This is a genomic window from Lagierella sp., from assembly GCF_029983815.1.
GTDB lineage: Bacteria > Bacillota > Clostridia > Tissierellales > Peptoniphilaceae > Mediannikoviicoccus.
In genome coordinates this window covers 87,181-110,088 of record NZ_JASBYU010000001.1, presented here as the reverse complement: position 1 = coordinate 110,088, position 22,908 = coordinate 87,181, and the positions used below count along the sequence as shown (strand labels likewise).

The following is a 22,908-nucleotide window of genomic DNA, read 5'->3' as shown; positions in this document are numbered from 1 at the left end:
AATCATGAAAATTTTACTTACATCTATGAATACAAAGTATATCCATAGTAATATTGCTATTCGATATTTAAAGGACTCTGTGTATCCAAAATACAATTGTGACTGTATTGATTTTACGATAAATCAAAACAGTGATGATATCATATATCAGATCATAAGAGGAAGATACGATATTGTAGGTTTTTCCACATATATTTGGAATGTTGAGAAGACTTTAGAAATCGTAGAGAAATTGAAGTTAATAGATGAAGACCTGATAATTTTACTTGGTGGTCCGGAAGTATCCTTTAATTCTAAGGATTTGATAAAGAAACATCCACATATTGACTTTATTATGTCAGGAGAGGGAGAGGAGTCTTTTTTAAAGCTTTTAGACTATATCAGTAACGAATCAGAAAAACTTCCTTCAGGAGTGGTGACTTTAAATGGTGAAGAGGTTGTAGGAAATGATATTTATCAACAGGTAAACTTGGAAAATTCACTAATAGAATATACTCCTGAATACATTAAGGACAAGAAAATCGTCTATTATGAAACCTCCAGAGGATGTCCATATAATTGTGAATTTTGTCTATCCTCTTCCACGGGAAGGGTGAGATTTTATCCCTTGGACAAATGTTTAGAGGACATAAAATTGTTCTTGGACGAGAATGTTCCCTTGGTTAAATTTATAGATAGGACTTTTAATTTTAATAAGGAAAGAAGTTTGAAAATACTTAGTTTTATCTTAGAAAACGATAATGGATTAACCACTTTCCACTTAGAAATACATCCTCAACTTATCGATATGGATTATTTAAATCTCTTTAAAAAGGCTAGGAAGGACTTATTTCAGTTTGAGGTAGGAGTACAGTCTACAAATCTTTCTACTTGCAAAGCTATTAAAAGAGTAGGAGATTTTGATATGATAAAAAAGGTTTGTAAAGAGATTATGTCCTTTGGCAATATTCACCTTCATCTAGATCTAATAGCAGGCCTTCCCTATGAAGATTTAAAGAGTTTGAGAAAATCTTTTAACGATATAATCTCTATTAAACCGGATAAATTACAATTGGGCTTTTTAAAAGTTTTAAAGGGTTCTCCGATTTATGAAAAGACCAAGGAATTTGAAATCAAATTCGATCCCAAGGCGCCCTTTGAAGTAATTTCTACGAAATGGATTTCGTATATGGAACTTCAGGAAGTAAAAAAGATTGAAGTAATCCTGGATAAATACTACAATGAGGGTTATTTTTCTAATACATTGAACTACCTCTTTGAAAATAAATATCCTGACTATTACTCTTTCTTCTTGGACTTGGCGAATTACTGGGATAATAGTGGACATTTTTTAGTGAATCATTCCAGGGACAGTTTGTACTCTATTTTAAAAGACTTTTTTATTAAGAGAGATTTTTCGGATTTGGATTTACTATGTGAATTACTCATTCATGATTATGTCATTACAAATGGAAGGATACCATTTTTTCTAAAGCCTCAAAGAGTAGAAAATTCAATTCAACACGATATGTTGAAAGATGAAGAAGTATTAAAACTAATCGAAATAGAGGATGTTCCCGCAAAAAAGTTAGTTAAGGAATACATTTTTATAAAATACAATTATAATATCTGCTCTAAAAGTATCGTTAAGGAAGATTTGGTACTGTTGTATAGAATTAGGGATGGGGTATATTATAACTTAACGGGATATTGGAGGTAATAATGGATATTTTTAAAGATTTTTTTCATATTCAACAGAAGGCATTAAAGAGAACTTTTAAGAATCCACGATATATAATTATAGTATCGGCAATAATTATTGCTGGCATAATATCCACTAATATTTTATCTAATATACTTTTTGGAATAGTTAAAGGTGGTGGATATTTTTCGGGTTTACTTATCTACATTTTACGAGTTTTTATAATTGGATTTCTTATGTCAATTTTATATAGAGCTGTTAAGGATAGTAAAAGTAAAACCCTGTATCAAAATTATGACTTTAGTCAGTTTGCCATAAAAATACTACAAATAGGATTTATTTTGTACTTGGTTAATTTCCTATTGAGAACGGTAAATGGTAATTTGTATAGAATCATATATTTGATTTCACTGCTGGTCTTTAATGCATTGCCAGAGACTATTTATTTAGAAGAATATGACGGATTCAACTCAATTGTTTATAGTGTAGATTTTTTTAAAAACAATTTAGTTAATTGGGGACTTTCAAATATAATTATATCTTTAATTTTTTACTATGTGATGAGAGGTCAAAATCTATTGGCAATTTTAAATTTGAAGGATATAAAGGGAATTTTAGTAAGTGTTTTAATAGTATTACTTGCGGGAATTTACATGATATATAGAGGGGTTTTATTTGATGAACTAAATGGGTCCTCTAGAAGGAAAAGAGAGTTTATGAGGAATTTTAATAATGAATAATATAAGGGATTTTTTTAATGACAAAACAAAAAATATTTACTTTTTGGAGTTAAAGGATAAGGGAATATACAATTTCCCTCTTCCCATAATAAAATCTGATTTTATGGAAGAATTAAAAAATGATACTTTCACAGAAGAGATAGATATGGACTACTTCATTAGAGGAATGTTATATATATGTGGAGTGGATGAGGATTTTCTATACAAAAAAGAGTATTTAAATTTTCTTAAGGAAAGTATAGATAACCCAGAAGGATATTTGATGACTTTAGCGATGGAAGAAGTGGAATTCAACCATGAAAATGCACTTATCTTCTTTAAATTTATCCATGAAAATTTTTCATCTGAAGCCTCAGATTTTGCATATGCTTCAGCCTTAAAGGACTATTTTGACAATAGTTTAGATGCTTTATTTTTAGAAGAGTCAAAAAAGGTTTTGAATGAAAATATAAGAAAATATCCAGGGTATCCATATAATTATATACTCTTTGGAACAATAGAAATGATTGAACAAAATCCGATGAAAGCTGAATACTATTTAAGAAAGGCACTGGAACTTTCCAGTGGAAATTCATATGAAGCTGAACTTAGAGATAAAATTGCACCTCTTTTGCATGAGGTTGTAACTGATTCAGGAATTCAAAAGGCTTTTAATCTCCTACAAAGGGGAGAATATAAAGAAGTTGTAAATATTTTAGAAAATATTGATACAATTAATTACAAGAAAAATCAATATCTGGCAATGGCCCATTATAATCTAGGAAATACTCAAAGAGCACTTAACATTTTTGAAGACACCCATAAGGAACATCAAGATTTAAAGGATCCAAGTTTCTTTATAGACTATAGTTTTGTACTAGCTCAAGTTGGGTTGGTTATGGAGTCCTTAGGAATTATTAATATTGCACTAGATTCCATAGGTGAAAATGCACCACTATTATTTAATAGGGCAGTAATCTACCTGAATCTTGGTTTAGTGGATAAAGCTAAGGAAGATTTAGAAAATGTAGTTAGCTATTATGATATTTCTGAAGAGCTTTTTAATAATGCAATGATATTATTGGAAAAGATTAAGACTTTGGATAAATAGAGAAAAGGCACCCATAGTGAAATGATTTTATCATTTTCAAGATGGGTGCCTTCTTATTTAAGAATTGTTTTATAAGGTGATTAGCTTTGGATATAGTTCCTTTAGGATTTCTAAACCAATCAATAGATTATATCTTACTTTTAAATCCTCAAAGTCTATATCTACAAGTTCTGAAATCCTATTTATCCTATATACCACGGAATTTCGGTGGATGTCCATTATCTCAGCTACTTTTATTAAAGATCGTTCTTCTAATAAATACAGGTACAAAGTTTGTAGAAATTCTGAATTCTTTTCTAAATCATGCTCTAGTAAAGGTCCTAATTCATCAGGAATCAATATATTTAAAAAATCCAAGTTTCCAATTCTTGAATAAAATAACTTATGAAGATTGTTTTGTCCGTTGGACTGTAATCCAACTTCGTTTTCAAAGATATATTTTGCCAATGAATAGGCTTTATTTAAATCGAGCAAATTATTTTTCAAATTGTGACTATAGTAATCTAGTTTGTATTTTCTTATAAAATCTAAAATTTCTTCATGGATTTTCTCTTTATTTAGCTTTGTCTTATTTATTATAATAATCAAGTGATTTTTGTTTAAAACTGAGAATAGATATTGTGGATTGTCTAAGATAAACCTATTTCCATGGACAAACATCTCTCTATATTTAAACAGACCACCTTCTAGTTTTATAAAATATGCTTCGTAGTAATCGTTTATATCCCAGTTTAAGTTTTTAAGTAATTCGAAATCTTCGTCAGAAAAATCCTTATTTAATAGACCTTTCAGGCTGTCATAAAAACTATCATAGGAAGTTTGTAATTTTTTCATTTCTCTATATACATAATTTGAAATAATTGAATTCAAATAATCTATTATGTTTTTTTCTTCATCATGATTATTTTCAAAGGCTAGGTAAGCAAATAGTCTCGAAGAGGTTGCTGAAATATATTTTAATGGGAAAAGCTGACTTACTTTATTGAAATCATAGGGGTTGTATAATAATTTTTTGTTGCTATCAAGAAGGCACACCTTGTCCTTAAACTGATCTCCTATAGTGGTCAATAGCTTTTCCAGACCTAAATCCTGTGATATTACTGTATAAATTTTTTCTGTAAATTTAAAATTATTTGTTAAAATGTTCTGTAGGGTTTTCAAAGCTTCTACTTGACTTTCAATGGAAGAGAATAAAACATTTATTTTTTCAAGGCTATTGAATTTGCCCGTGGAATTTAGAACAAAAAAATTACCCTCTTTTGGATTGAGTTTAATTATTTCTTCTTCCTCAATTATTGAAAGTACATTATTATTTACCAAATTGCTGGTTGAAGTTAAATATATATCTTCATTCTTAAGTATATTACTGTCTATGATTTTTAGTTCGTCAATGTGAGTCAGTTGATTTAATAGCATTTTTTCACCTTATTCCCTATATTTACTACATTTTAGTATATCAAATACCAGGAATTTCTTAAAGTGTAATAAGAATATTGATTGAAATCCAGGTTTGTGATAAAGTTATATAGCTATTGAAGAGAGAGGAGAAATATGAAGGGTATATCTATTATTTTAATGATACTTACAGTGCTTTCTAAAATTTTAGGGGCTGTACGTATTGCTACACTTTCAAGACTTTTTGGTACGGGAGCAGAAGCGGCAGCTTTTAACTTAGCAATGTCCATTCCCGTGGTTGTATTCAGTTTTATAGCCGTAGGGATCACAACTGGATTTATTCCAACATATAAAAGACTTGAAGAAAATCGTGGATTAGAAGTAGCCGATAGATTCACAAGTAATCTTTGTAATATAACGACTGTCATAACAATTGTGTTGATGGTTTTATGTCAAATTTTTGCAAAACAATTGACCTATGTATTTGCATTTAAATTAAATGATACGGCAAGGGAGCTTACAACTAACTTTTTAAGGATATCATTAGTTTCTCTTGTTCCCATCTCTATTGCAACCGTGTATAGAGGTTATTTAAATTGTCATGGAGAGTTTATTGTGACAGCTCTTCAAGGGTTCATTTTAAATGTCTTTATCATTTTAGGTCTTTATTTAGGAAAGTTTATCAATGTGTACTTTTTAGCTGTTGGGATAGCTGTGGCTTCTACAGTTCAATTTTTGCCATATATACCTGCAGTTATTAAAAAGGGTTTTAAATGGACTAAAGTATTCGATACAAAAGAACCTGAAATAAGAGGTATGCTCATTATGGCTATCCCTGTAATAATCGGTGTATCTGTCAATCAATTAAATGTTATTGTTGACAAAAACTTAGCTACCTTGATTATGGGTGAAAGAGGTATAAATGTAATGGAATATGCCTCTCGATTAAGCGAGCTTGTAAATGGGATTGTAATTATTTCGGTAAGTACGGTAATGTATCCAATATTAAGTAAGTTTGCAGGCCAAAAGAGAATAGGGGATTTCAAGGATTCTATTATAGATACATTTACATCCATGTTTATTTTAGTAATTCCTGCAATGGTAGGTCTTATAGTATTAGCTGAGCCAATTGTAAGGTTTATATATGAAGGGGGAAATTTTACAAGGGAAGACACCTTGTTGACAGCTCCGGTCTTGATGATCTATTCTGCAGGACTGGTTGCCATAGCTTTAAGAGATATCCTCTTTAAGTCCTATTATAGTTTGAAGGATACAAAAACTCCTACAAAAAATACTATGTTTATGATTGCGATGAATATAGTAGTTTCTGTGGTGAGCTCTAGATTTTTAGGACTGACAGGTTTAGCTTTAGGGACTACAGTTGCTGCTTATTTTGGTGCTATATTGCTATATTTTAATCTTAAGAAGAAGATAGGCGAGTTTAGCAAAGTTAATATTTTGATGGTAGAAACCTTCAAAATTACCATTGCTTCCATAGTAATGGGAGGAGTTGCCTATTTTGTAAATAATAAATTTTATAGCTCTTTAGGAGCGAATAAGAGCATGTTTTTAGCGATTATTTTAGCTGCGATGGTATATGTGGTTTTAATATTTTTGTTAAGGGTTAAAGAAGCTTATAATTTGGTAAATCAGATAAAGAGAAAGTTTAAAAAACGTTAATTTGACCTTTATTGACAAACAAATTATAATGTATGTAAGTAAATATTAGCGATGACTAGGAAGGATAAAGTTAAAGATATTCAGAGAGATGGGGCTTGGTGAAACCTATTTATCTTTACTTTTGATGACACCTAGGAGCTTTGGTAATTGCGTTATAGATTTAAAGTGAGGTTTGCCTAATTAGGGTGGTACCGCGAGTTGACTCGTCCCTTTGAGACGGGTTTTTTTATTGTTTAAACACTTTGTTCAGTGTTTAACTATGTATAGTTCAGTAAATAAATTTGTTAGGAGTAGAAATGGATAATATTAAAAATTTTAAAAGGACCACAATGTGTGGGGAAATTACAAAGGATTTTATAGGTAAAGAAGTTATAGTCATGGGTTGGGTTGCCAAGGAAAGAAACTTAGGTCATATTATCTTTATGGATATTAGAGATAGAGCAGGAATTGTCCAAGTAGTAGTAAATGACGAAGACTGTAAGGACTACTTTGACAAGGCAAAAACTGTAAGAACGGAATTTGTAGTTGCTGCTAAAGGAATTGTAAGAGAAAGGGAATCTAAAAACCCTAATATTCCAACTGGAGACATAGAGATTTTATGTAGGGAGTTTAGAATATTAGACTCTGCTCAAACTCCTCCTATTTACATTAAGAGCGATGATAATGTTTCTGAGGAGATGAGATTAAAGTATAGATTTTTGGATTTAAGAAAGGATTCAATTCAAAAAAATCTGATAAAGAGGGCTAAAGTAGTTTCCCTAATGCGAGAATACTTAAATGATGAAGGCTTTATAGAAGTGGAAACTCCTTATCTTGGAAAGCCAACTCCTGAAGGTGCAAGGGATTATTTAATTCCTTCTAGAGTTAATCCTAATAAATTCTACGCTTTACCGCAAAGTCCCCAATTGATGAAACAACTTTTAATGGTTGCTGGAATGGATAGATATTATCAACTTGCAAGGTGTTTTAGAGATGAGGATTTAAGAGCCAACAGACAACCGGAATTTACTCAAATGGATATTGAGATGTCCTTTGTTGACGAAGATGATGTTATGACTATAAATGAAAATATGGTTAAAAAACTATTCAAGGAACTAAAGGGAGTGGATATTGAACTTCCTTTAAAAAGACTTACCTACGATGAAGCTATGGAAAGATTTGGTTCTGATAAACCGGATTTAAGGTTTGGTTTTGAGCTTAAAAACATTTCAGATATCGTAAAGGATAGTGAATTTAAAGTCTTTTCAAACAATGTTTCTGAAGGTCATTCTGTAAGGGGTATCAATATAGGAAAATACCAAGCAGAGTACTCTAGAAAAAAAATAGATGCTTTAGGTGAATTTGTTAAAAATTACAAGGCAAAGGGACTTGCATGGATAAAGGTTAGTGAGGGAGAAGTAAACTCTCCAATTGCTAAATTCCTATCAGAAAATGAATTGGATAAGATACTGAAGAAGTTTGAAGTAACTGATAATGGACTAATACTTATTGTAGCTGATAAGGATGAGGTGGTATACGATTCTTTAGGAGCTTTAAGGAGACATATCGCTTCAGAACTTGGACTTTTAAATCCAAAAGAGTTTAAGATGCTATGGGTAGTTGATTTTCCTATGTTTGAATATTCAGAGGAAGAAGGAAGAATGGTATCTAAGCACCATCCTTTTACAATGCCTAAGGAAGAGGACTTGGACCTTTTAGAAACAGAACCTGAAAAAATGAAATCCAAGGCATATGACTTAGTAATAAATGGTGAAGAGGCAGCTGGAGGTTCAATCAGGATAAACAATTCTTCGATTCAAGAGAGAATATTTAAAGCTTTGAAACTTACAGAAGAAGAGATAGAGGCTAAATTTGGTTTCTTTGTGGATGCATTAAAATATGGAACTCCGCCACATGGTGGAATTGCTTATGGAATTGATAGATTGGTGATGCAAATATGTGAAACCGATAATATTAAAGATGTCATCGCATTTCCAAAGACTCAATCTGCTACGGATTTATTAACCGGCGCTCCAGCGAATGTGGATAAAGAACAACTTGAAGAAATTCATATAGATTTACTAAAACATGAAGAATAATTTTACTCAAAGAACTGCCCTGTTAATTGGTGAAGAAGCTATAGAAAAATTATCCAAGTCCAAAATAATAGTTTTTGGGCTTGGAGGTGTTGGTGGAATATGTGCTGAAGCATTGGTCAGGGCAGGTATTTTTAATATTACAATTGTAGATTATGACAATGTTGATGTAACCAATATCAATAGACAGATAATTGCAACGACCAGTACTGTGGGAAGACCGAAGGTCGAAGTTATGAGAGAGAGACTTTTAGATATAAATCCTGAATGTAAAGTCAAGGTTTATAAAGAAAAGTTAACCGAAGAAAATGTTGAGTTTTTTGACTTAGTGGAATATGATTATATTGTAGACTGTATCGATTTTTTAAAAGGGAAAATAGCACTAGCTAAGTTTTCCTATGATAATAATCTAAGACTTATCTCTGCCATGGGAGCAGGTAATAAATTGGATCCAACGGGATTTATGATCTCCGATATATATAAGACAGAAATGTGTCCTGTAGCAAGGGTTATGAGAAGGGAACTTAAGAACTTAGGTGTTAAAAGTCTAAAGGTCGTATGGTCTAAGGAAAAACCTTCGGGAGATAGATATGTAGATGAAGAGACGAAAAAAATTTCTCCATCTAGTATTAGCTTTGTTCCACCGGCTGCTGGATTGGCCATAGCCGGGGAGGTTATAAGGGATTTAATTAAAGTTAGGAAGGATTAAATGAAGAAGAGCGGTCTTGTAATAAATAAAGATGGTAATAAATTGGATATCCTCGTTATAAGAGAGAGTGCTTGTGGAGGAAAATGCGAAAGTTGTGCAGGTTGCTCTGGAGAAGACAAGCCCTTGATTTTAAATGTAAAGGATGATGGTACTTTAAATAAGGGAGATAGAGTAGAATTAACCATGAAAAATTCCACTGTTTTAAAGTATTCTGCAATTGTTTACATCATCCCTATCATTGGGTTTATTCTAGGGGTTGTTTGTGCTACAATGGTACTTGAGAAATATAATATGAATAACTATGAGTTTATAAGTTTATTAACTGGTTTAGTATTTTTAGGATTATCCTTGTTTATTTTAAAAGGAATCGATAAAAAAGTTAGTAAGAATACTAATAATATTCTGACAATAAAAAAACTGAATTAGGAGGAATTAAGATGAGCTTAAGAGAACTACCAAATTTAAAGGATTTTGATAATGAGATCCATCAAGTCGTTGTCGATGAGACAAATAGACAAAGGGAACATTTGGAATTAATAGCTTCTGAAAACTTTATTTCTGAAGCGGTAATGGAAACCCTTGGCACGACTTTAAACAACAAATATGCAGAAGGCTATCCAGGTAAACGATACTACGGTGGATGTGAATTTGTAGATGTGGGAGAAAACCTTGCTAGAGATAGGCTTTGTGAACTTTTCCAAGCGGATCATGCAAATGTTCAACCACATTCAGGGGCAAACGCAAACCTAGCTGTATACCTATCATGCTTAAAACCTGGGGATACTGTTCTTGGTATGAACCTTTCTGAAGGAGGACATTTAACTCATGGTTCACCTGTAAATATATCTGGACTATATTTCAACTTTGTGGACTATGGTGTAAATTCCGAAACAGAGGTAATAGACTATGACGAAGTTAGAGAAAAGGCTTTAGAGCATAAACCAAAACTTATAGTAGCAGGAGCAAGTGCATATCCTAGAATAATTGACTTTAAAAAGTTTAGAGAGATTGCCGATGAGGTAGGAGCTTATTTAATGGTTGATATGGCCCATATTGCTGGTTTAGTTGCAGCTGGAGTTCACCCAAGCCCAATACCTTATGCAGACTTTGTTACTACTACTACTCATAAGACACTTAGAGGTCCTCGTGGTGGCGCAATTTTGTGTAAAGAGCAATATGCTAAGCAAATTGATAAGGCTGTGTTCCCTGGCTTACAAGGTGGTCCTTTAGAGCATGTAATAGCTGCTAAGGCAGTTTGTTTCAAGGAAGCTTTACAAGATGATTTCAAAGATTATATCAATCAAGTATTAAAAAATGCTCAAGCATTGGGAGAAACTTTAAAAGAAGGTGGAATTAGATTGGTATCTGGAGGTACTGACAACCACTTACTTTTACTTGATGTTAGAGGATTGAACTTAACTGGTAAGGAAGCTGAAAAGCTTTTAGAAGAAGTTAATATCACTACAAATAAAAACACTATACCTAATGATCCAGAATCTCCATTTGTAACTTCTGGAATAAGAGTTGGTACTCCTGCTTGTACAACAAGAGGAATGAAGGAAGATGCTTTCAAGAGAATTGGTAATTTAATGATTGAAGCTTTGAAAAAAGAAAGATCACCAGAAGAAATAAAACAAGATGTTCTAGCATTGGCAAAGGAATATCCATTATATTAATATTTTAAACCCCTAAGGCGCAAGTCTTAGGGGTTTTACTTAGGAATGAAAAACTATTGGAAGGCCTTGATATTTCATATTAAATAGAAAGATGTTAAAATAGTATTGAATGAAAAAAGAGGTGAGACAATGAAAAAGCCAATAGTTGCAGTGGTTGGAAAACCAAATGTTGGAAAATCCACTTTATTTAATAGAATAGTAAGAAAGAGAGTTGCTATTACTCAAGACGATCCTGGTGTTACCAGAGATAGATTATATCAAGATGCAGAATGGCAAAATAGACATTTTACTCTTGTGGATACCGGTGGTATGGAAATTGGAAAGGACAATATCTTTTCAAAGGAGATTATAAACCAGGTAAATCTTGCCATCGAAACTGCGGAGGTAATTTTATTTGTTGTAGATGGAAGAATGGGAATAACCAATGAAGATAGGGATATTGCAAATATCTTAAGAAAATCGAAGAAAGAGGTTATTCTAGTAGTTAATAAAATTGATAGTAAAAAGAACTTTGATTTAGTCTATGAGTTCTATGAACTTGGAATTCCTACTGTTTTACCTATTAGCGCAGAGGGATCCATGGGTATTGGCGACCTACTAGATGAAGTTGTTAAGAATTTTACGCCTATTACTGATGATGATCTTGACGATGATATTACAAGGGTTGCAATTATAGGTAAACCAAATGTAGGAAAGTCTTCACTGGTAAATAGATTACTTGGTGAAGATAGGATGATTGTGACAAATATTGCAGGTACTACGAGGGACTCCATTGATTCAAACTTTAGACATAATGGAAAGGACTATGTCCTAGTGGATACTGCTGGTCTTAGACGAAAGAGGTCCATTGAGGAAGATGTTGAAAGATACAGTGTTATAAGAACTCTAAGCGCAATAGACAATTCGGATATCTGTGTCCTTATGATAGACGGAGAACATGGCGTTACAGAGCAGGACTCTAAGATTATAGGATATGCCCATGACAATGGGAAGGCTATGATAATAGTTGTAAATAAATGGGATTTGGTCAAAAAGGATACGGGCAGTCAGAGACAGTTTGAGATAAGTATTAGAAATAAGTTAGGTTTTATTACCTATGTGCCTATTATCTTCATGTCTGTAAAAAACAATCTACGAGTTCATCGACTATTTCAAGTTATTGAAGCTGTAAATGAGAGCTATTCCATGAGAATAAGTACTGGAACCCTTAATGAAATTATAAATGAAGCTGTTTTGCACAGTGCTCCGCCTACAGATAAGGGAGAGAGATTGAAGATTTTTTATGTAAGTCAAGTTTCAACAAGACCTCCAAAAATAGTATTCCATATCAATAAAAAGGAATTGATGCACTTTTCATATTTGCGTTATTTGGAAAACCAGATAAGGGAATATTATAGATTTGAAGGAGTGCCAATCCAGTTCGAGTTGAAACCAAGGGGCTAATTATGAAGATAATATTATTTTTAATTTCCTATCTTGTAGGAAGTATCTCTTGGGCTGTTGTAATCAGTAGAGTTTTTTATAAAAAGGACATAAGGGATTTTGGATCGGGAAATGCTGGGACCACAAATATTTATAGGACATTTGGAAAGAAAGTAGCCTTTATCACCTTTTTATTGGACTTTTTAAAGGGATTTTTACCTACTTTCATAGGATATAGATTATTCGGAAATGAGGGGGTACTCCTAGCAGGTTTAGGGGCAGTGCTTGGTCACAATTGGCCTATATTTTTTGGATTTAAAGGAGGAAAGGGCATTGCCACATCCTTTGGGGTTTTTATGGCATTTAATCCAATATACGCTTTTATATTAGTATGTGTATTCTTCATACTTGTACTACTTACAAAGTTTGTTTCCCTGGGCTCTATCGGAGGGGCTGTTGTGGGAGTGATACTTGGAATAATCAATATTCTAAAGGAAAATCAATATATTGGAATACTCTTATTGTCCCTGGCCACAATAGCGATTTATAGACATCGACAAAATATTTCCAGACTATTGAAGGGAGAAGAGGCAAAGTTAGGCAAAAAATAGCTATATATGTTATAATTGTTTAGGAAATCGGCAATCATGCACTTTTTATTAAGTGCTAGATTGCTTCGAATAAAAGAAAATTCAGGAGGGCATATGAAAATATTAGTAGTAAATTGCGGTAGTTCATCATTAAAGTATCAACTATTTGATATGGAAGATGAATCTGTTATTGCAAAGGGTTTAGTAGAAAGAATAGGTATTGAAGGATCAAAGATCTCTCAAGAAGTTGAGGATAAAAAATTATCTAAGGAAGCTGCAATGCCTACTCACAAAGAGGCTTTAACTTTTGTATTCGAATTTTTAACTGATCCTGAGAAGGGTGCTATTAAGAGCGTTGACGAAATCAATGCTATTGGTCACAGAGTACTACATGGCGGTGAAGGTTGTGTAGATTCAACTATAATAGATAGTCATGTAAAAGAAGTTATAAAAGAATATATTAAGTTCGGACCTTTACATAATCCGGCAAACTTAATGGGAATTGAAGCTTGCGAAGAAATTCTTCCTGGAAAGCCAAATGTTGCCGTATTTGATACAGCTTTCCACATGACTATGCCAGCTTACAATTATATGTATGGAATACCTTATGAATACTATGAAAAATATAGATTAAGAAAATTTGGTTTCCACGGTACAAGTCACAAATATATTACAAGAAGAGCAGCTGAATTACTTGGAAAGGACCAAGATGACATCAATATTGTTACTTTACACCTAGGTAATGGTTCATCTTTAGCAGCTGTGAAGAATGGTAAGTGTTTAAATACAACTATGGGACTTACGCCTTTAGAAGGTCTTATTATGGGAACTAGATCTGGAGACTTAGATCCTACTGTTCTAAACTTTATCCAAAACGAAGAAGGTCTTTCACCAGATGAAATGAATCAATTTTTAAATAAAAAATCTGGAGTTTATGGAATTTCTGGCCTTAGTTCAGACTTTAGAGACTTAGAACAAGCAAGTAATGAAGGAAATGAAAGAGCTACTTTAGCCCTTGACATGTTCCACAACAGGGTTAGAAAGTTCTTGGGAGCATATCTGCTTGAGCTTGGCGATGTAGATGCACTATGTTTCGCTGGAGGAATTGGTGAAAATGGCATTACCACTAGAGCTGCGATTTTAAAGGATTTAGAAAACTTTGGAATCATTCTTGATGAAGAAAAGAATAAGGTTAGAAAAGAAGCTTGTATTTCTACAGATGATTCAAAAATAAAAATCTTTATTGTTCCTACAAATGAAGAATTGATGATAGCAAGAGATACATTAGAATTAACTAAGTAGTATTGACAAGGACTATATTAATCTGTATAATACCAATGTTAGATAATTAGAAATCATAACGAAATTTTAGTTTATGGGACTATAACCCTCCCATAACTTAAGTAAAAATTTATAAGATTTAAGTATTAAGGGAGGTGGAATAATGGCAGTACCAAAGAGAAAAACTTCCAAGACTAGGAGAGATAAAAGAAGAGCATCATCTTATAGATTACCAAGAGTAACTATAACTGAATGCCCAAATTGCCATGAGCCTAAATTACCACATAGAGTTTGTAGAAGTTGTGGATATTATGACGGCGAAGAAATTTTATCAGTAGAAGCAGAATAATATTTAGACGGGACCTGAATGGGTCCCTCTTTTAATATCCTAATCTTAGGGAACTTTATCACAAAAATATTAATTGATCTATATCTATGGTAAAATGAAGTGAGGTGTTATATGAAAATTTTATTGGACACTCTTGGTGCTGACAAAGGATATGAGGTAGTTGTAGAGGGTGGTTTAAAGGCTTTAGAAAATCATCCAAAACTCGAAATAACCTTTATAGGTGTAGAAGAGGATATTAATAAGGTAAAAACAGAATTTAAAGATTCTAAAAGGATATCTATAATTGATACAGCAGAATTCATTTCAAATGATGAAGAACCTGCACTGGCCATTCGTAGAAGAAAGAATTCTTCTATGCATCTTGGTTTTAAAAAATTAAACGAAGAAGAATATGACGGTTTTATGTCCTGTGGAAGTACTGGAGCTTTATTGGCTGGGGCAACTTTAATCACTAAAAGACTAGATAAGATTTCCCGTGGTGCTTTAACGGTTGTAATGCCTTCTAAAACTGGATATGTCCTATTGGTTGATGCAGGTGCAAATATGGATTGTAGTAAAGAATTGTTATGCCAATTTGCCATAATGGGTAATGTATATTCAAAAGAAGTACTAGGAAATAAAAATCCTAGAATAGGATTACTATCTGTGGGGGCAGAGGACAATAAAGGAGATTCTCTACGTAAAGAGACCTTTGGGCTTTTAAAGGAAATGGACCTTAATTTTATTGGTAATATTGAAGGAAGAGATGCATTGACAGGGGATGTCGATGTAATAGTTTCCGATGGTTTTTCTGGAAATGTGCTATTAAAATCCATTGAGGGAACTGCCATACTACTTACAGATATATTAAAAGATAGCATAAATTCTTCCTTTAGGAATAAATTAGGTGCCTTATTGATGAAACCAGCCCTATATAGCTTAAAAAATTCTTTGGACTATAATGAGGTTGGAGCAGCTCCGTTACTAGGTGTTAAAAAGGCTGTCTTTAAGGCCCATGGAAGTTCAAATGCCAGAGCAATAGAAAAGGGAATTGACAAATTAATTCAATTTGTTGAAAAAGATGTTATAAAGAAAATAGAGAAAAATTTATAAGGAGATAGGTATGATTTTTGATAAAGTTGCAGAAATAATAAAAGAACAATATGGAGTAGAAAATGTTACAATGTCGACAGTTATACGAGAAGATTTGGGAGCGGATTCTATTGGATTGATAGAGCTTGTTATGGCTTTAGAAGATGAATTTGATATAGAAATAGATGACTCCCAATTGGACAGAATAATTACTGTATGGGATATTGTAAGTAACATAGAAGAAATAAAAAGAGGTTAATATTGAAATTAAAGCAAGAGCGGATCAAAGAACTAAATGAACTAGAAGGGCGAATAGGATATACATTCAAAAATATTGAATTATTGGATTTCGCCTTTCACCATATCTCAAAGGTTAACGAGTCTAAAAGCGACGATTACAAGTCTAATGAAAGATTAGAATTTTTAGGTGACGCAATTTTAGGCGCTGTCTTTGCAGAATACTTTTTTAAAAAACATAGGGATAAGGATGAAGGAAAATTGACTAAACTTAAAAGCATGGTCACCTGTGAAGATAGTTTTAACTATGTGGCTGATCATTTTAAATTAGGTCAATTGCTTATACTTGGAAAAGGAGAGGCAAAATCCGGTGGTAGAAATAGGGCCTCCACTCTTTCCGATACTTTTGAGGCACTTATGGCATCGATATATTTAGATTCTTCATATGAGGTTGTGTATAGACTAATTACTGAGAAACATATAGGACTTTTTATGAAATATCTAGAAACTTCTAGCCAAAATTATAAATCTATTTTACAAAATTACATTCAAAGGGAGAAAAAGGAAAAGCTTACTTATAAGCTGGATTCTTCTACAGGCCCAGATCATGACAAGACTTTTTATGTAACTGCATATTCTGGCAATAGAGCTTTAGAACAAGGTGTTGGGAAAAACAAAAAACAGGCAGAACAGGATGCTGCAAAAAATACAATTATAAAGTTGGGAATAGATTTTGAGTAAGATAAATATAGTACCAGTTTTTGTACCTCATTATGGTTGTCCCAACGATTGTATATTTTGTAATCAAAGAAAGATTACAAATCAGGATTATATTAAAGATTTTGATGAGACTAGAAAGTCGATAGAAGAATATTTAAGCTATTTCTCCAATAGGGAAAAGACAACCCAAATTGCTTTTTATGGTGGAAGTTTTACAGGTCTTCCTAAGGATGTAATGGAAGAATTTTTAAAGATAGGAAAATCATATATCGACGAAGGAAAGGTAGATTCTTTAAGGCTATCAACTCGTCCCGACTATATTGATAACGAAATATTAAGTACTTTAGAAAAGTATGGCGTCAAGACCATAGAACTGGGAGTACAGTCCATGGTTGATGAAGTTTTAATTGCAAATAGACGAAACCATCTTTCTGAAATTGTAAAGACTTCTGCAAGCTTAATAAAGACAAGAGGATTTGATTTAGGATTACAGCAGATGCTGGGACTTTACAAATCCAATAAGGAAAGGGATATATATACAACTGATGAATTTTTAAAATTAGAACCTGACTTTGTAAGAATTTATCCAACTTTGGTAATCAGAGACAGCTTTTTAGAAGATCTTTACAATAGTGGAAATTATGAACCCTATTCATTGGAGGAGACCATAAAGGTTACAAAAATTCTGTTTTGCATGTATTATTCTTCTGAGATAGAAATTATTAGAATTGGTTTACAGCCTACGGACAACATAACTTTAGGTAAGGATGTAATAGCAGGACCTTTTCATCCTTCAATTAGACAATTGGTATTACAAAGCCTTTATAGGGATTTCATGTTACAGGAGTTGCAGGATTTTTATAAAAAAGCTGTTACTATTTATGTTAATGATAGTCAAATAAATTATCTTGTGGGAAATAAAGGAGCAAATAGAGAAAATTTAATTAAAAAGTTCAAAATCCCAAGTTTAAAATTTAAATCAAGTGAAAATAAAAAAATATACGTTGAGTCAGATAATTTAAATAAAGAACTGGATTTTGATGTTTTTTTAAGGAATTATATAGAGCGGTTGAGGTAAGATTTGAAGTTAGAATCAGTAGAATTAAGAGGTTTTAAATCTTTTAAAGATAGAGTAAATTTACAATTTAATACACCTATTTGTGCTATTGTTGGTCCTAATGGCAGTGGAAAATCCAATATTTCCGATGGTATTCGCTGGGTTTTAGGAGAACAAAGCGCAAAATCTCTTCGAGGGAATAAAATGGAGGATGTTATTTTTTCTGGGACAGAGAAAATTGCCCCTCTAAATTATGCTTCAGTTTCACTCTATTTTGACAATAGTGAACATTGGATACCCATTGACTATGAGAAAGTTGTGGTATCGAGAAGAGTTTTTAGATCGGGAGAATCCGAATATTATATAAATAAAAAGCCATGTAGACTGAAGGATGTCAGGGAACTTTTTATGGATACCGGAATTGGAAAAGAAGGTTATTCAATAATAGGACAAGGTAGAATTGATGAAATCCTTTCAAATAAAAGTGAGGACAGACGCTATATTTTTGAAGAGGCTTCAGGCATATCAAAATATAAATATAAAAAGGATGAAGCTGTTAAGAAACTTGAAAAGACTGTAAATAACCTTGGAAGAATTGAAGATGTTCTGATCCAAAAACAGGAAAATAGGGATTATTTAGCTAAACAGGCTAAGAAAGCGACAATAGGCTTAGAACTTAGTCGAGATATAAAATTATTAGATTTACATTATTATCTAATTGATGTAGATAATATCAATTTGAAGAATGAGGAAATCCTGCAGGCAACAAAGGATTTAAAAAATGAAATCGATGAACATAGAACTGTAATAACAAAACAAGAACCTCATTTTATAAAAGAAGAAGAGGAATTAAAAGAATTACAAAATAAAATAAAAAATCTGAAATCTGAATCAGATAAATCCGATAAAGAATTACAAAATTCCAATTTAAAATTAACTTTGACTAGGGAAAGAGTAAAAAATGATATAAAAGAAGTGGAACGGCTAGCTTCAGAACAGGATTATTTTAAAGACAGGATAAGGGAAATAAAAGAAAAATCCAATCAATACAACCAAGAAGATGTTAACTTAAAAGAAAATTTAAAGAAGAGTTTGCAGGAATTGACAGATACGGAATCAGAGATTGATAAAATGTCTACTGACATAATCAAAGTGGAAGAAGAATTGACAATAAAAAGTAAGAAGATAGAAGAACTAAGAGACCATCTAAATAGAATTAATGTTGAGAGATTGACTAGAGAAAAATTGGAGGAAAATAGGCAAGAGGATATTTCTTCAATGAAAAGCCAAAAACTTAGTTTACAAGATCAGCTAGGGGAACTTAAAAAGGATCAAGATAATTTTAGTGAAATTTTAAAGGGAATACAACTAAATCTCAATTTACAAGAGGAAAACCTACTTAAAATTAATGATTCAATTGAGGGAAATAAAGAAAAATTAGATATCCTAAGAGAAAATTTCCAAAAGATTGAAGTTGATCTCAATACAAAAAACAAAGAGCTAAAATTCTTTACAAATGTTAGAGACAATTATGAAGGATATAATAGACAGGTCTCTAATTTTTTAAATAGGATTAAAAACACAGGGCTTAAGTCTAAGGTTATAGGAACTCTGGCAGATTTAATTGAAGTTGACGATAAGTATCTGGTGGCAATCAATAACTCCTTGGGAGGTTCGTTACAAAATATAGTGGTTGAAGACGAGCTGGATGCTAAGGATTTGATAGAGTTTTTAAAAAAGGAAAAAATTGGTAGATTAACATTTCTTCCACTAAATAAAATCTATAAAAGGGATAATTTAGTCAAATTTGACGATAAAAGAATTTTATCAATAGCTTCAGAAGTTATAAAGGTCGATAATAGATATAAAGGTCTTATAAATCACTTTTTAAATAAAACATTAATTGTAGAAACTTTAAATGATGCTATTGAAGTATCTAAGAATTACAAGGGTTTTAGAGTTGTAACTCTTGATGGGGAGATATTTAATACTTGGGGCTCCATAGTAGGAGGTTATTCAGGAAAGTCATTTACTGCGGAAATCCTCAACAGGAACAATAAAATAATAGAATTAGAATCAGAAATTTCATCTTTATACAAAGATAGAGAGACTTTAAAGGTTCAAATTGATAAAATAACTTTAGATTTAAAAAAGTCTAAGGGAAAACTGTCTGAACTCATTCAAAATAAGGAAATGAATTTGAATGAGAAAAAGATCATTGATGAGAGATTGCAGTTAAATGAAAACGACTTAAAGGTCAAGGAGTCCTTAATCTTAGAATTAGAGAAGAAGTTAGAGGCGATTAATGGTAAATTTATCGATAATGAAAATTCCTTTGATCTTGAAGATTTAAATCTAAAACTTAATAGTTTAATCCAACAAGAAAAGAGTTTAAATTCCTCTTTGGAAGAAGCGAGGTTAGAGGTTAATAAATTCGAGATTAAAAAGGCCTCCATTACTTCAAAAGTAGAGGGAATGCAGCGGGATCAAAATATATTAGCTAATAATATTAAGGATCTTTTAGACCAAGAGAAGGATTTATCTTTTAGATTAAATTCTAATGCTGAAAGAAAGATGAAATTAGAAGTTGATATTGAAACTAGCACTAAAGAAATATCTAGTTTGGAAGATAACTTAGAGCAGCTTAAAGTGAATTTAAATGAATTTCATGAAGAAATTGAATGTTTGGAACTGGACTATGAAAATAGATTCGAGATCTTCATCAAGAAAAAAGATGAAATAAGTGATTTAAAGAATATAGTAAATAAGTTGGAATACTCTTTGGAGTTAAATTATGAAAAACTACAAAATTTAAAAGTAGATTTAGACAGGATCTGTCGTGTAGTTAAAGATGAATACTCGATATGTATAGATAGATTTACATTGACTAAAGAGGTAAAGAATCCTTCTAGAAAAGAGTTAAAGGATTTAAAGAGGCAGTTAAAGAATTTAGGATATTTTAGCGTAGATACAATTGAAGAGTTTAAAATTGTTGATGAGGATCTGAATTTTCTTCTAAATCAGAAGAAAGATTTACTAAAATCCAAGGAGGATATTGAAGAGATTATTTCGAACTTGGATAAGGAGATGAAGGAAATTTTCCTAAGCTCATTTAAAGATATTAATCAGAGATTTAAAAAGATCTTTAATATTCTTTTTGATGGTGGAAATGCACAACTTAGACTCGAAGGTTCAGATCCTTTAGTTTCAGGAGTTGAAATAGTAGCGGAACCACCAGGAAAGAAGCTTCAAAGTCTATCATTACTATCTGGCGGAGAGAAGGCTCTTACTGCCGTTGCCTTGCTATTTGCTATTTTTGAAACTAGACCGTCTCCATTTTGTATTTTGGATGAAATAGATGCAGCCCTTGATGAGGCAAATATAACTCGATATACAAATTATCTAAGATCCTTAACAAAATCAACTCAATTTATAATGATATCCCATAGGAAAACCACAATGGAGATTGCTGATGTATTATATGGGGTAAGTATGGAGGAAGAGGGAGTGAGTAAGGTGATCTCCCTAAAATTAAAGTAGGAGGTTTTATGCTAGAAAATTTTTTTAATAAATTCAAAAAAAATAAGACAAAGGATTCGAATGAGAAAGATAAAATCGATCAATCTTTAGAAAATGAAAATGCAAAAATTGATGAAGATGAACTTTCTGATAAGAAAATGGAGTCTGAAGCTTCAATTTCCAATAATAGTGAAATACAAGAGAATACTCAGGGCTTTAAAGAGGATGAGAAGGAAAGTGAAGAAGGTTTTTTCAACAAACTCTTTAAAGGTCTTCAAAAGACTAGAGACAATATTTCTAATAAAATAGATGAAGTCTTAGCTAATTATCAAAAAGTGGATGAAGATCTATTAGAAGAACTGGAAGAGATTTTAATATCTGCAGATATAGGCGTAGAATCTACTATGGATATAATGGATGAGTTGACCGATCAAGTTAAGCTTAAAAGGGTTAAAGATGCTAAAGTAGTTAAGGAAATGCTTATAGATATTATGACCAAAAAACTGAAAGACACTAATTTAGATAATAGGGTGGACATTGATGATACTCCTCTGGTAATCCTTGTAATAGGAGTTAACGGCGTAGGTAAGACCACATCCATTGGAAAATTGGCTTCAAAGTATAAAAAGCAAGGTAAGACCGTAACTTTGGTAGCTGCAGATACCTTTAGAGCTGCTGCCATTGAACAGTTGACTGAGTGGTCTACTAGAGCGGGGGTAGACATTATCTCTCATAAGGAGGGTGCTGATCCTGCTTCTGTTGTGTATGATGGAATTGCTTCTGCAAAGTCTAAAAACACTGATATACTTATTTGTGATACTGCTGGGAGACTTCACAATAAGAAAAATTTAATGAATGAATTAGAAAAGATTCATAGAATTATTGACAGGGAATATCCTGAAGCTAGAAAAGAGGTTCTTCTAGTTGTAGATGGAACTACTGGCCAAAATGCGATACTTCAAACAAAACAATTTAAAGAAGTTGCCAATATTACAGGTGTTGTAATAACTAAGTTAGATGGTACTGCTAAGGGAGGTATGGTTTTTCCTCTTCAAGTGGAATTGAATATTCCAATAAAATATATTGGGGTAGGAGAACAAATCGATCAGCTAATGGAATTTGAACCAACTGAATTTATTCAAGCAATTTTTAATTAATAGTTTACTTTATTGCATTGAATTATAACATTTGTTAAAATGAATTATGGGGGTTAATTATGTTGAATAAAAATAGATTTGAAAATGGTACAGTGAAGATGTCTAATGAAATAATAAATAAAATTGCAAGCACAACTGCTTTGGAAATAGAGGGAGTTGTGGCACTAGCAGGCAATTTAGGAGAATATATATATGACAGTTTACGTGGTGCTTCACGAGCTGTGGAAGTGGAAGTAGGAAGAGACTTTGTAAAAATTACTGTTAATGTAATTTTGAGGATGGGTGTAAGATTACCTGAGGTATCTAAAAACATACAGTCAAAAATAAAGGAAAATGTAGAAAATATCACAGGTTTAAATGTTGCACAAGTTAACACAAGTATTGTTGGTATATATTAAATTTACCCCTTGTAATATAAGGGTTACTAGTCAATTGAGCACTCATACTTGTTTGAGTGCT

At 32.1% G+C, this 22,908-nt stretch carries 20 protein-coding genes; 19 read left to right on the top strand and 1 reads right to left on the bottom strand.

Annotated elements, in window-relative coordinates:
- The first annotated feature begins 4 nt into the window (after nucleotides 1–4).
- Genes Q1K37_RS00550 through Q1K37_RS00540 form a run of 3 tightly spaced genes read left to right on the top strand, consistent with a single transcriptional unit; the run spans nucleotide 5 to nucleotide 3,511 of the window.
- Entirely contained in the window at nucleotides 5–1,699 is a 1,695-nt protein-coding gene (locus Q1K37_RS00550) for a B12-binding domain-containing radical SAM protein (protein WP_300408267.1), read from the top strand.
- A gap of 2 nt (nucleotides 1,700–1,701) precedes the next feature.
- Nucleotides 1,702–2,421 carry a hypothetical protein gene (locus Q1K37_RS00545; protein WP_300408264.1) on the top strand — a complete coding sequence of 240 codons (720 nt, stop codon included), beginning with the start codon at nucleotides 1,702–1,704 and terminating at the stop codon, nucleotides 2,419–2,421.
- Nucleotides 2,414–3,511 carry a tetratricopeptide repeat protein gene (locus Q1K37_RS00540; protein ID WP_300408260.1) on the top strand — a complete coding sequence of 366 codons (1,098 nt, stop codon included), beginning with the start codon at nucleotides 2,414–2,416 and terminating at the stop codon, nucleotides 3,509–3,511. Before Q1K37_RS00545 ends, Q1K37_RS00540 begins: the two co-directional genes overlap by 8 nt.
- Nucleotides 3,512–3,580: 69 nt before the next feature.
- Here the strand turns inward: Q1K37_RS00540 and Q1K37_RS00535 are convergent, their stop codons facing one another.
- Nucleotides 3,581–4,927, bottom strand: a complete 1,347-nt coding sequence (locus tag Q1K37_RS00535; protein ID WP_300408257.1) for a helix-turn-helix domain-containing protein — start codon at nucleotides 4,925–4,927, stop codon at nucleotides 3,581–3,583.
- Between the two features lie 135 nt (nucleotides 4,928–5,062).
- Between Q1K37_RS00535 and murJ the strand changes: the two genes are divergently transcribed.
- The 16 genes from murJ to Q1K37_RS00455 all read left to right on the top strand — a co-directional run bounded on the left by murJ (nucleotide 5,063) and on the right by Q1K37_RS00455 (nucleotide 22,847).
- Nucleotides 5,063–6,586 carry a murein biosynthesis integral membrane protein MurJ gene (murJ, locus tag Q1K37_RS00530; RefSeq protein ID WP_300408255.1) on the top strand — a complete coding sequence of 508 codons (1,524 nt, stop codon included), beginning with the start codon at nucleotides 5,063–5,065 and terminating at the stop codon, nucleotides 6,584–6,586.
- Between the two features lie 296 nt (nucleotides 6,587–6,882).
- Complete coding sequence (gene aspS, locus Q1K37_RS00525) at nucleotides 6,883–8,664, top strand: aspartate--tRNA ligase (RefSeq protein WP_300408252.1); 1,782 nt, start codon at nucleotides 6,883–6,885, stop codon at nucleotides 8,662–8,664.
- The gene (locus Q1K37_RS00520; protein WP_300408249.1) at nucleotides 8,654–9,370 is read left to right on the top strand and encodes a tRNA threonylcarbamoyladenosine dehydratase; all 717 of its coding nucleotides are present in this window, start codon (nucleotides 8,654–8,656) and stop codon (nucleotides 9,368–9,370) included. Before aspS ends, Q1K37_RS00520 begins: the two co-directional genes overlap by 11 nt.
- Nucleotides 9,371–9,796 carry a SoxR reducing system RseC family protein gene (locus tag Q1K37_RS00515; RefSeq protein WP_300408246.1) on the top strand — a complete coding sequence of 142 codons (426 nt, stop codon included), beginning with the start codon at nucleotides 9,371–9,373 and terminating at the stop codon, nucleotides 9,794–9,796.
- Between the two features lie 11 nt (nucleotides 9,797–9,807).
- Nucleotides 9,808–11,046 (top strand): serine hydroxymethyltransferase, encoded by a 1,239-nt coding sequence (gene glyA, locus Q1K37_RS00510; protein WP_300408243.1) that lies wholly within the window; start codon nucleotides 9,808–9,810, stop codon nucleotides 11,044–11,046.
- 129 nt (nucleotides 11,047–11,175) lie between these two features.
- The gene (gene der / locus Q1K37_RS00505) at nucleotides 11,176–12,489 is read left to right on the top strand and encodes a ribosome biogenesis GTPase Der (RefSeq protein ID WP_300408240.1); all 1,314 of its coding nucleotides are present in this window, start codon (nucleotides 11,176–11,178) and stop codon (nucleotides 12,487–12,489) included.
- Nucleotides 12,490–12,491: 2 nt separating this feature from the next.
- The gene (plsY, locus tag Q1K37_RS00500) at nucleotides 12,492–13,079 is read left to right on the top strand and encodes a glycerol-3-phosphate 1-O-acyltransferase PlsY (protein ID WP_300408237.1); all 588 of its coding nucleotides are present in this window, start codon (nucleotides 12,492–12,494) and stop codon (nucleotides 13,077–13,079) included.
- A 93-nt stretch (nucleotides 13,080–13,172) separates the two neighbouring features.
- On the top strand, nucleotides 13,173–14,360 hold the full coding sequence (locus Q1K37_RS00495) for an acetate kinase (RefSeq protein ID WP_300408235.1): 1,188 nt from the start codon (nucleotides 13,173–13,175) through the stop codon (nucleotides 14,358–14,360).
- 142 nt (nucleotides 14,361–14,502) lie between these two features.
- Complete coding sequence (gene rpmF / locus Q1K37_RS00490; protein ID WP_300408232.1) at nucleotides 14,503–14,688, top strand: 50S ribosomal protein L32; 186 nt, start codon at nucleotides 14,503–14,505, stop codon at nucleotides 14,686–14,688.
- A 111-nt stretch (nucleotides 14,689–14,799) separates the two neighbouring features.
- On the top strand, nucleotides 14,800–15,780 hold the full coding sequence (gene plsX / locus Q1K37_RS00485) for a phosphate acyltransferase PlsX (protein WP_300408229.1): 981 nt from the start codon (nucleotides 14,800–14,802) through the stop codon (nucleotides 15,778–15,780).
- 10 nt (nucleotides 15,781–15,790) lie between these two features.
- A complete protein-coding gene (locus tag Q1K37_RS00480) occupies nucleotides 15,791–16,018 on the top strand; it encodes an acyl carrier protein (RefSeq protein WP_300408226.1) in 228 nt (75 codons plus the stop codon).
- A 2-nt stretch (nucleotides 16,019–16,020) separates the two neighbouring features.
- The gene (rnc, locus tag Q1K37_RS00475) at nucleotides 16,021–16,737 is read left to right on the top strand and encodes a ribonuclease III (protein WP_300408224.1); all 717 of its coding nucleotides are present in this window, start codon (nucleotides 16,021–16,023) and stop codon (nucleotides 16,735–16,737) included.
- Nucleotides 16,730–17,794 carry a radical SAM protein gene (locus tag Q1K37_RS00470; protein WP_300408222.1) on the top strand — a complete coding sequence of 355 codons (1,065 nt, stop codon included), beginning with the start codon at nucleotides 16,730–16,732 and terminating at the stop codon, nucleotides 17,792–17,794. The genes rnc and Q1K37_RS00470 overlap by 8 nt, the downstream gene beginning before the upstream one ends.
- A gap of 3 nt (nucleotides 17,795–17,797) precedes the next feature.
- Nucleotides 17,798–21,313, top strand: a complete 3,516-nt coding sequence (gene smc, locus Q1K37_RS00465) for a chromosome segregation protein SMC (protein WP_300408220.1) — start codon at nucleotides 17,798–17,800, stop codon at nucleotides 21,311–21,313.
- Between the two features lie 8 nt (nucleotides 21,314–21,321).
- Nucleotides 21,322–22,449 carry a signal recognition particle-docking protein FtsY gene (ftsY, locus tag Q1K37_RS00460; protein WP_300408217.1) on the top strand — a complete coding sequence of 376 codons (1,128 nt, stop codon included), beginning with the start codon at nucleotides 21,322–21,324 and terminating at the stop codon, nucleotides 22,447–22,449.
- A 59-nt stretch (nucleotides 22,450–22,508) separates the two neighbouring features.
- Complete coding sequence (locus tag Q1K37_RS00455) at nucleotides 22,509–22,847, top strand: Asp23/Gls24 family envelope stress response protein (protein WP_300408214.1); 339 nt, start codon at nucleotides 22,509–22,511, stop codon at nucleotides 22,845–22,847.
- Nucleotides 22,848–22,908: the final 61 nt, after the last annotated feature.

What these genes read in the sequence shown, in the direction of transcription:
- Q1K37_RS00550 (WP_300408267.1), top strand. Translation starts at nt 5, where the DNA reads ATGAAAATTTTACTTACATCTATGAATACAAAGTATATCCATAGTAAT.
- Q1K37_RS00545 (WP_300408264.1), top strand. Translation starts at nt 1,702, where the DNA reads ATGGATATTTTTAAAGATTTTTTTCATATTCAACAGAAGGCATTAAAG.
- Q1K37_RS00540 (WP_300408260.1), top strand. Translation starts at nt 2,414, where the DNA reads ATGAATAATATAAGGGATTTTTTTAATGACAAAACAAAAAATATTTAC.
- Q1K37_RS00535 (WP_300408257.1), bottom strand. Translation starts at nt 4,927, where the DNA reads ATGCTATTAAATCAACTGACTCACATTGACGAACTAAAAATCATAGAC.
- murJ (WP_300408255.1), top strand. Translation starts at nt 5,063, where the DNA reads ATGAAGGGTATATCTATTATTTTAATGATACTTACAGTGCTTTCTAAA.
- aspS (WP_300408252.1), top strand. Translation starts at nt 6,883, where the DNA reads ATGGATAATATTAAAAATTTTAAAAGGACCACAATGTGTGGGGAAATT.
- Q1K37_RS00520 (WP_300408249.1), top strand. Translation starts at nt 8,654, where the DNA reads ATGAAGAATAATTTTACTCAAAGAACTGCCCTGTTAATTGGTGAAGAA.
- Q1K37_RS00515 (WP_300408246.1), top strand. Translation starts at nt 9,371, where the DNA reads ATGAAGAAGAGCGGTCTTGTAATAAATAAAGATGGTAATAAATTGGAT.
- glyA (WP_300408243.1), top strand. Translation starts at nt 9,808, where the DNA reads ATGAGCTTAAGAGAACTACCAAATTTAAAGGATTTTGATAATGAGATC.
- der (WP_300408240.1), top strand. Translation starts at nt 11,176, where the DNA reads ATGAAAAAGCCAATAGTTGCAGTGGTTGGAAAACCAAATGTTGGAAAA.
- plsY (WP_300408237.1), top strand. Translation starts at nt 12,492, where the DNA reads ATGAAGATAATATTATTTTTAATTTCCTATCTTGTAGGAAGTATCTCT.
- Q1K37_RS00495 (WP_300408235.1), top strand. Translation starts at nt 13,173, where the DNA reads ATGAAAATATTAGTAGTAAATTGCGGTAGTTCATCATTAAAGTATCAA.
- rpmF (WP_300408232.1), top strand. Translation starts at nt 14,503, where the DNA reads ATGGCAGTACCAAAGAGAAAAACTTCCAAGACTAGGAGAGATAAAAGA.
- plsX (WP_300408229.1), top strand. Translation starts at nt 14,800, where the DNA reads ATGAAAATTTTATTGGACACTCTTGGTGCTGACAAAGGATATGAGGTA.
- Q1K37_RS00480 (WP_300408226.1), top strand. Translation starts at nt 15,791, where the DNA reads ATGATTTTTGATAAAGTTGCAGAAATAATAAAAGAACAATATGGAGTA.
- ftsY (WP_300408217.1), top strand. Translation starts at nt 21,322, where the DNA reads ATGCTAGAAAATTTTTTTAATAAATTCAAAAAAAATAAGACAAAGGAT.
- Q1K37_RS00455 (WP_300408214.1), top strand. Translation starts at nt 22,509, where the DNA reads ATGTTGAATAAAAATAGATTTGAAAATGGTACAGTGAAGATGTCTAAT.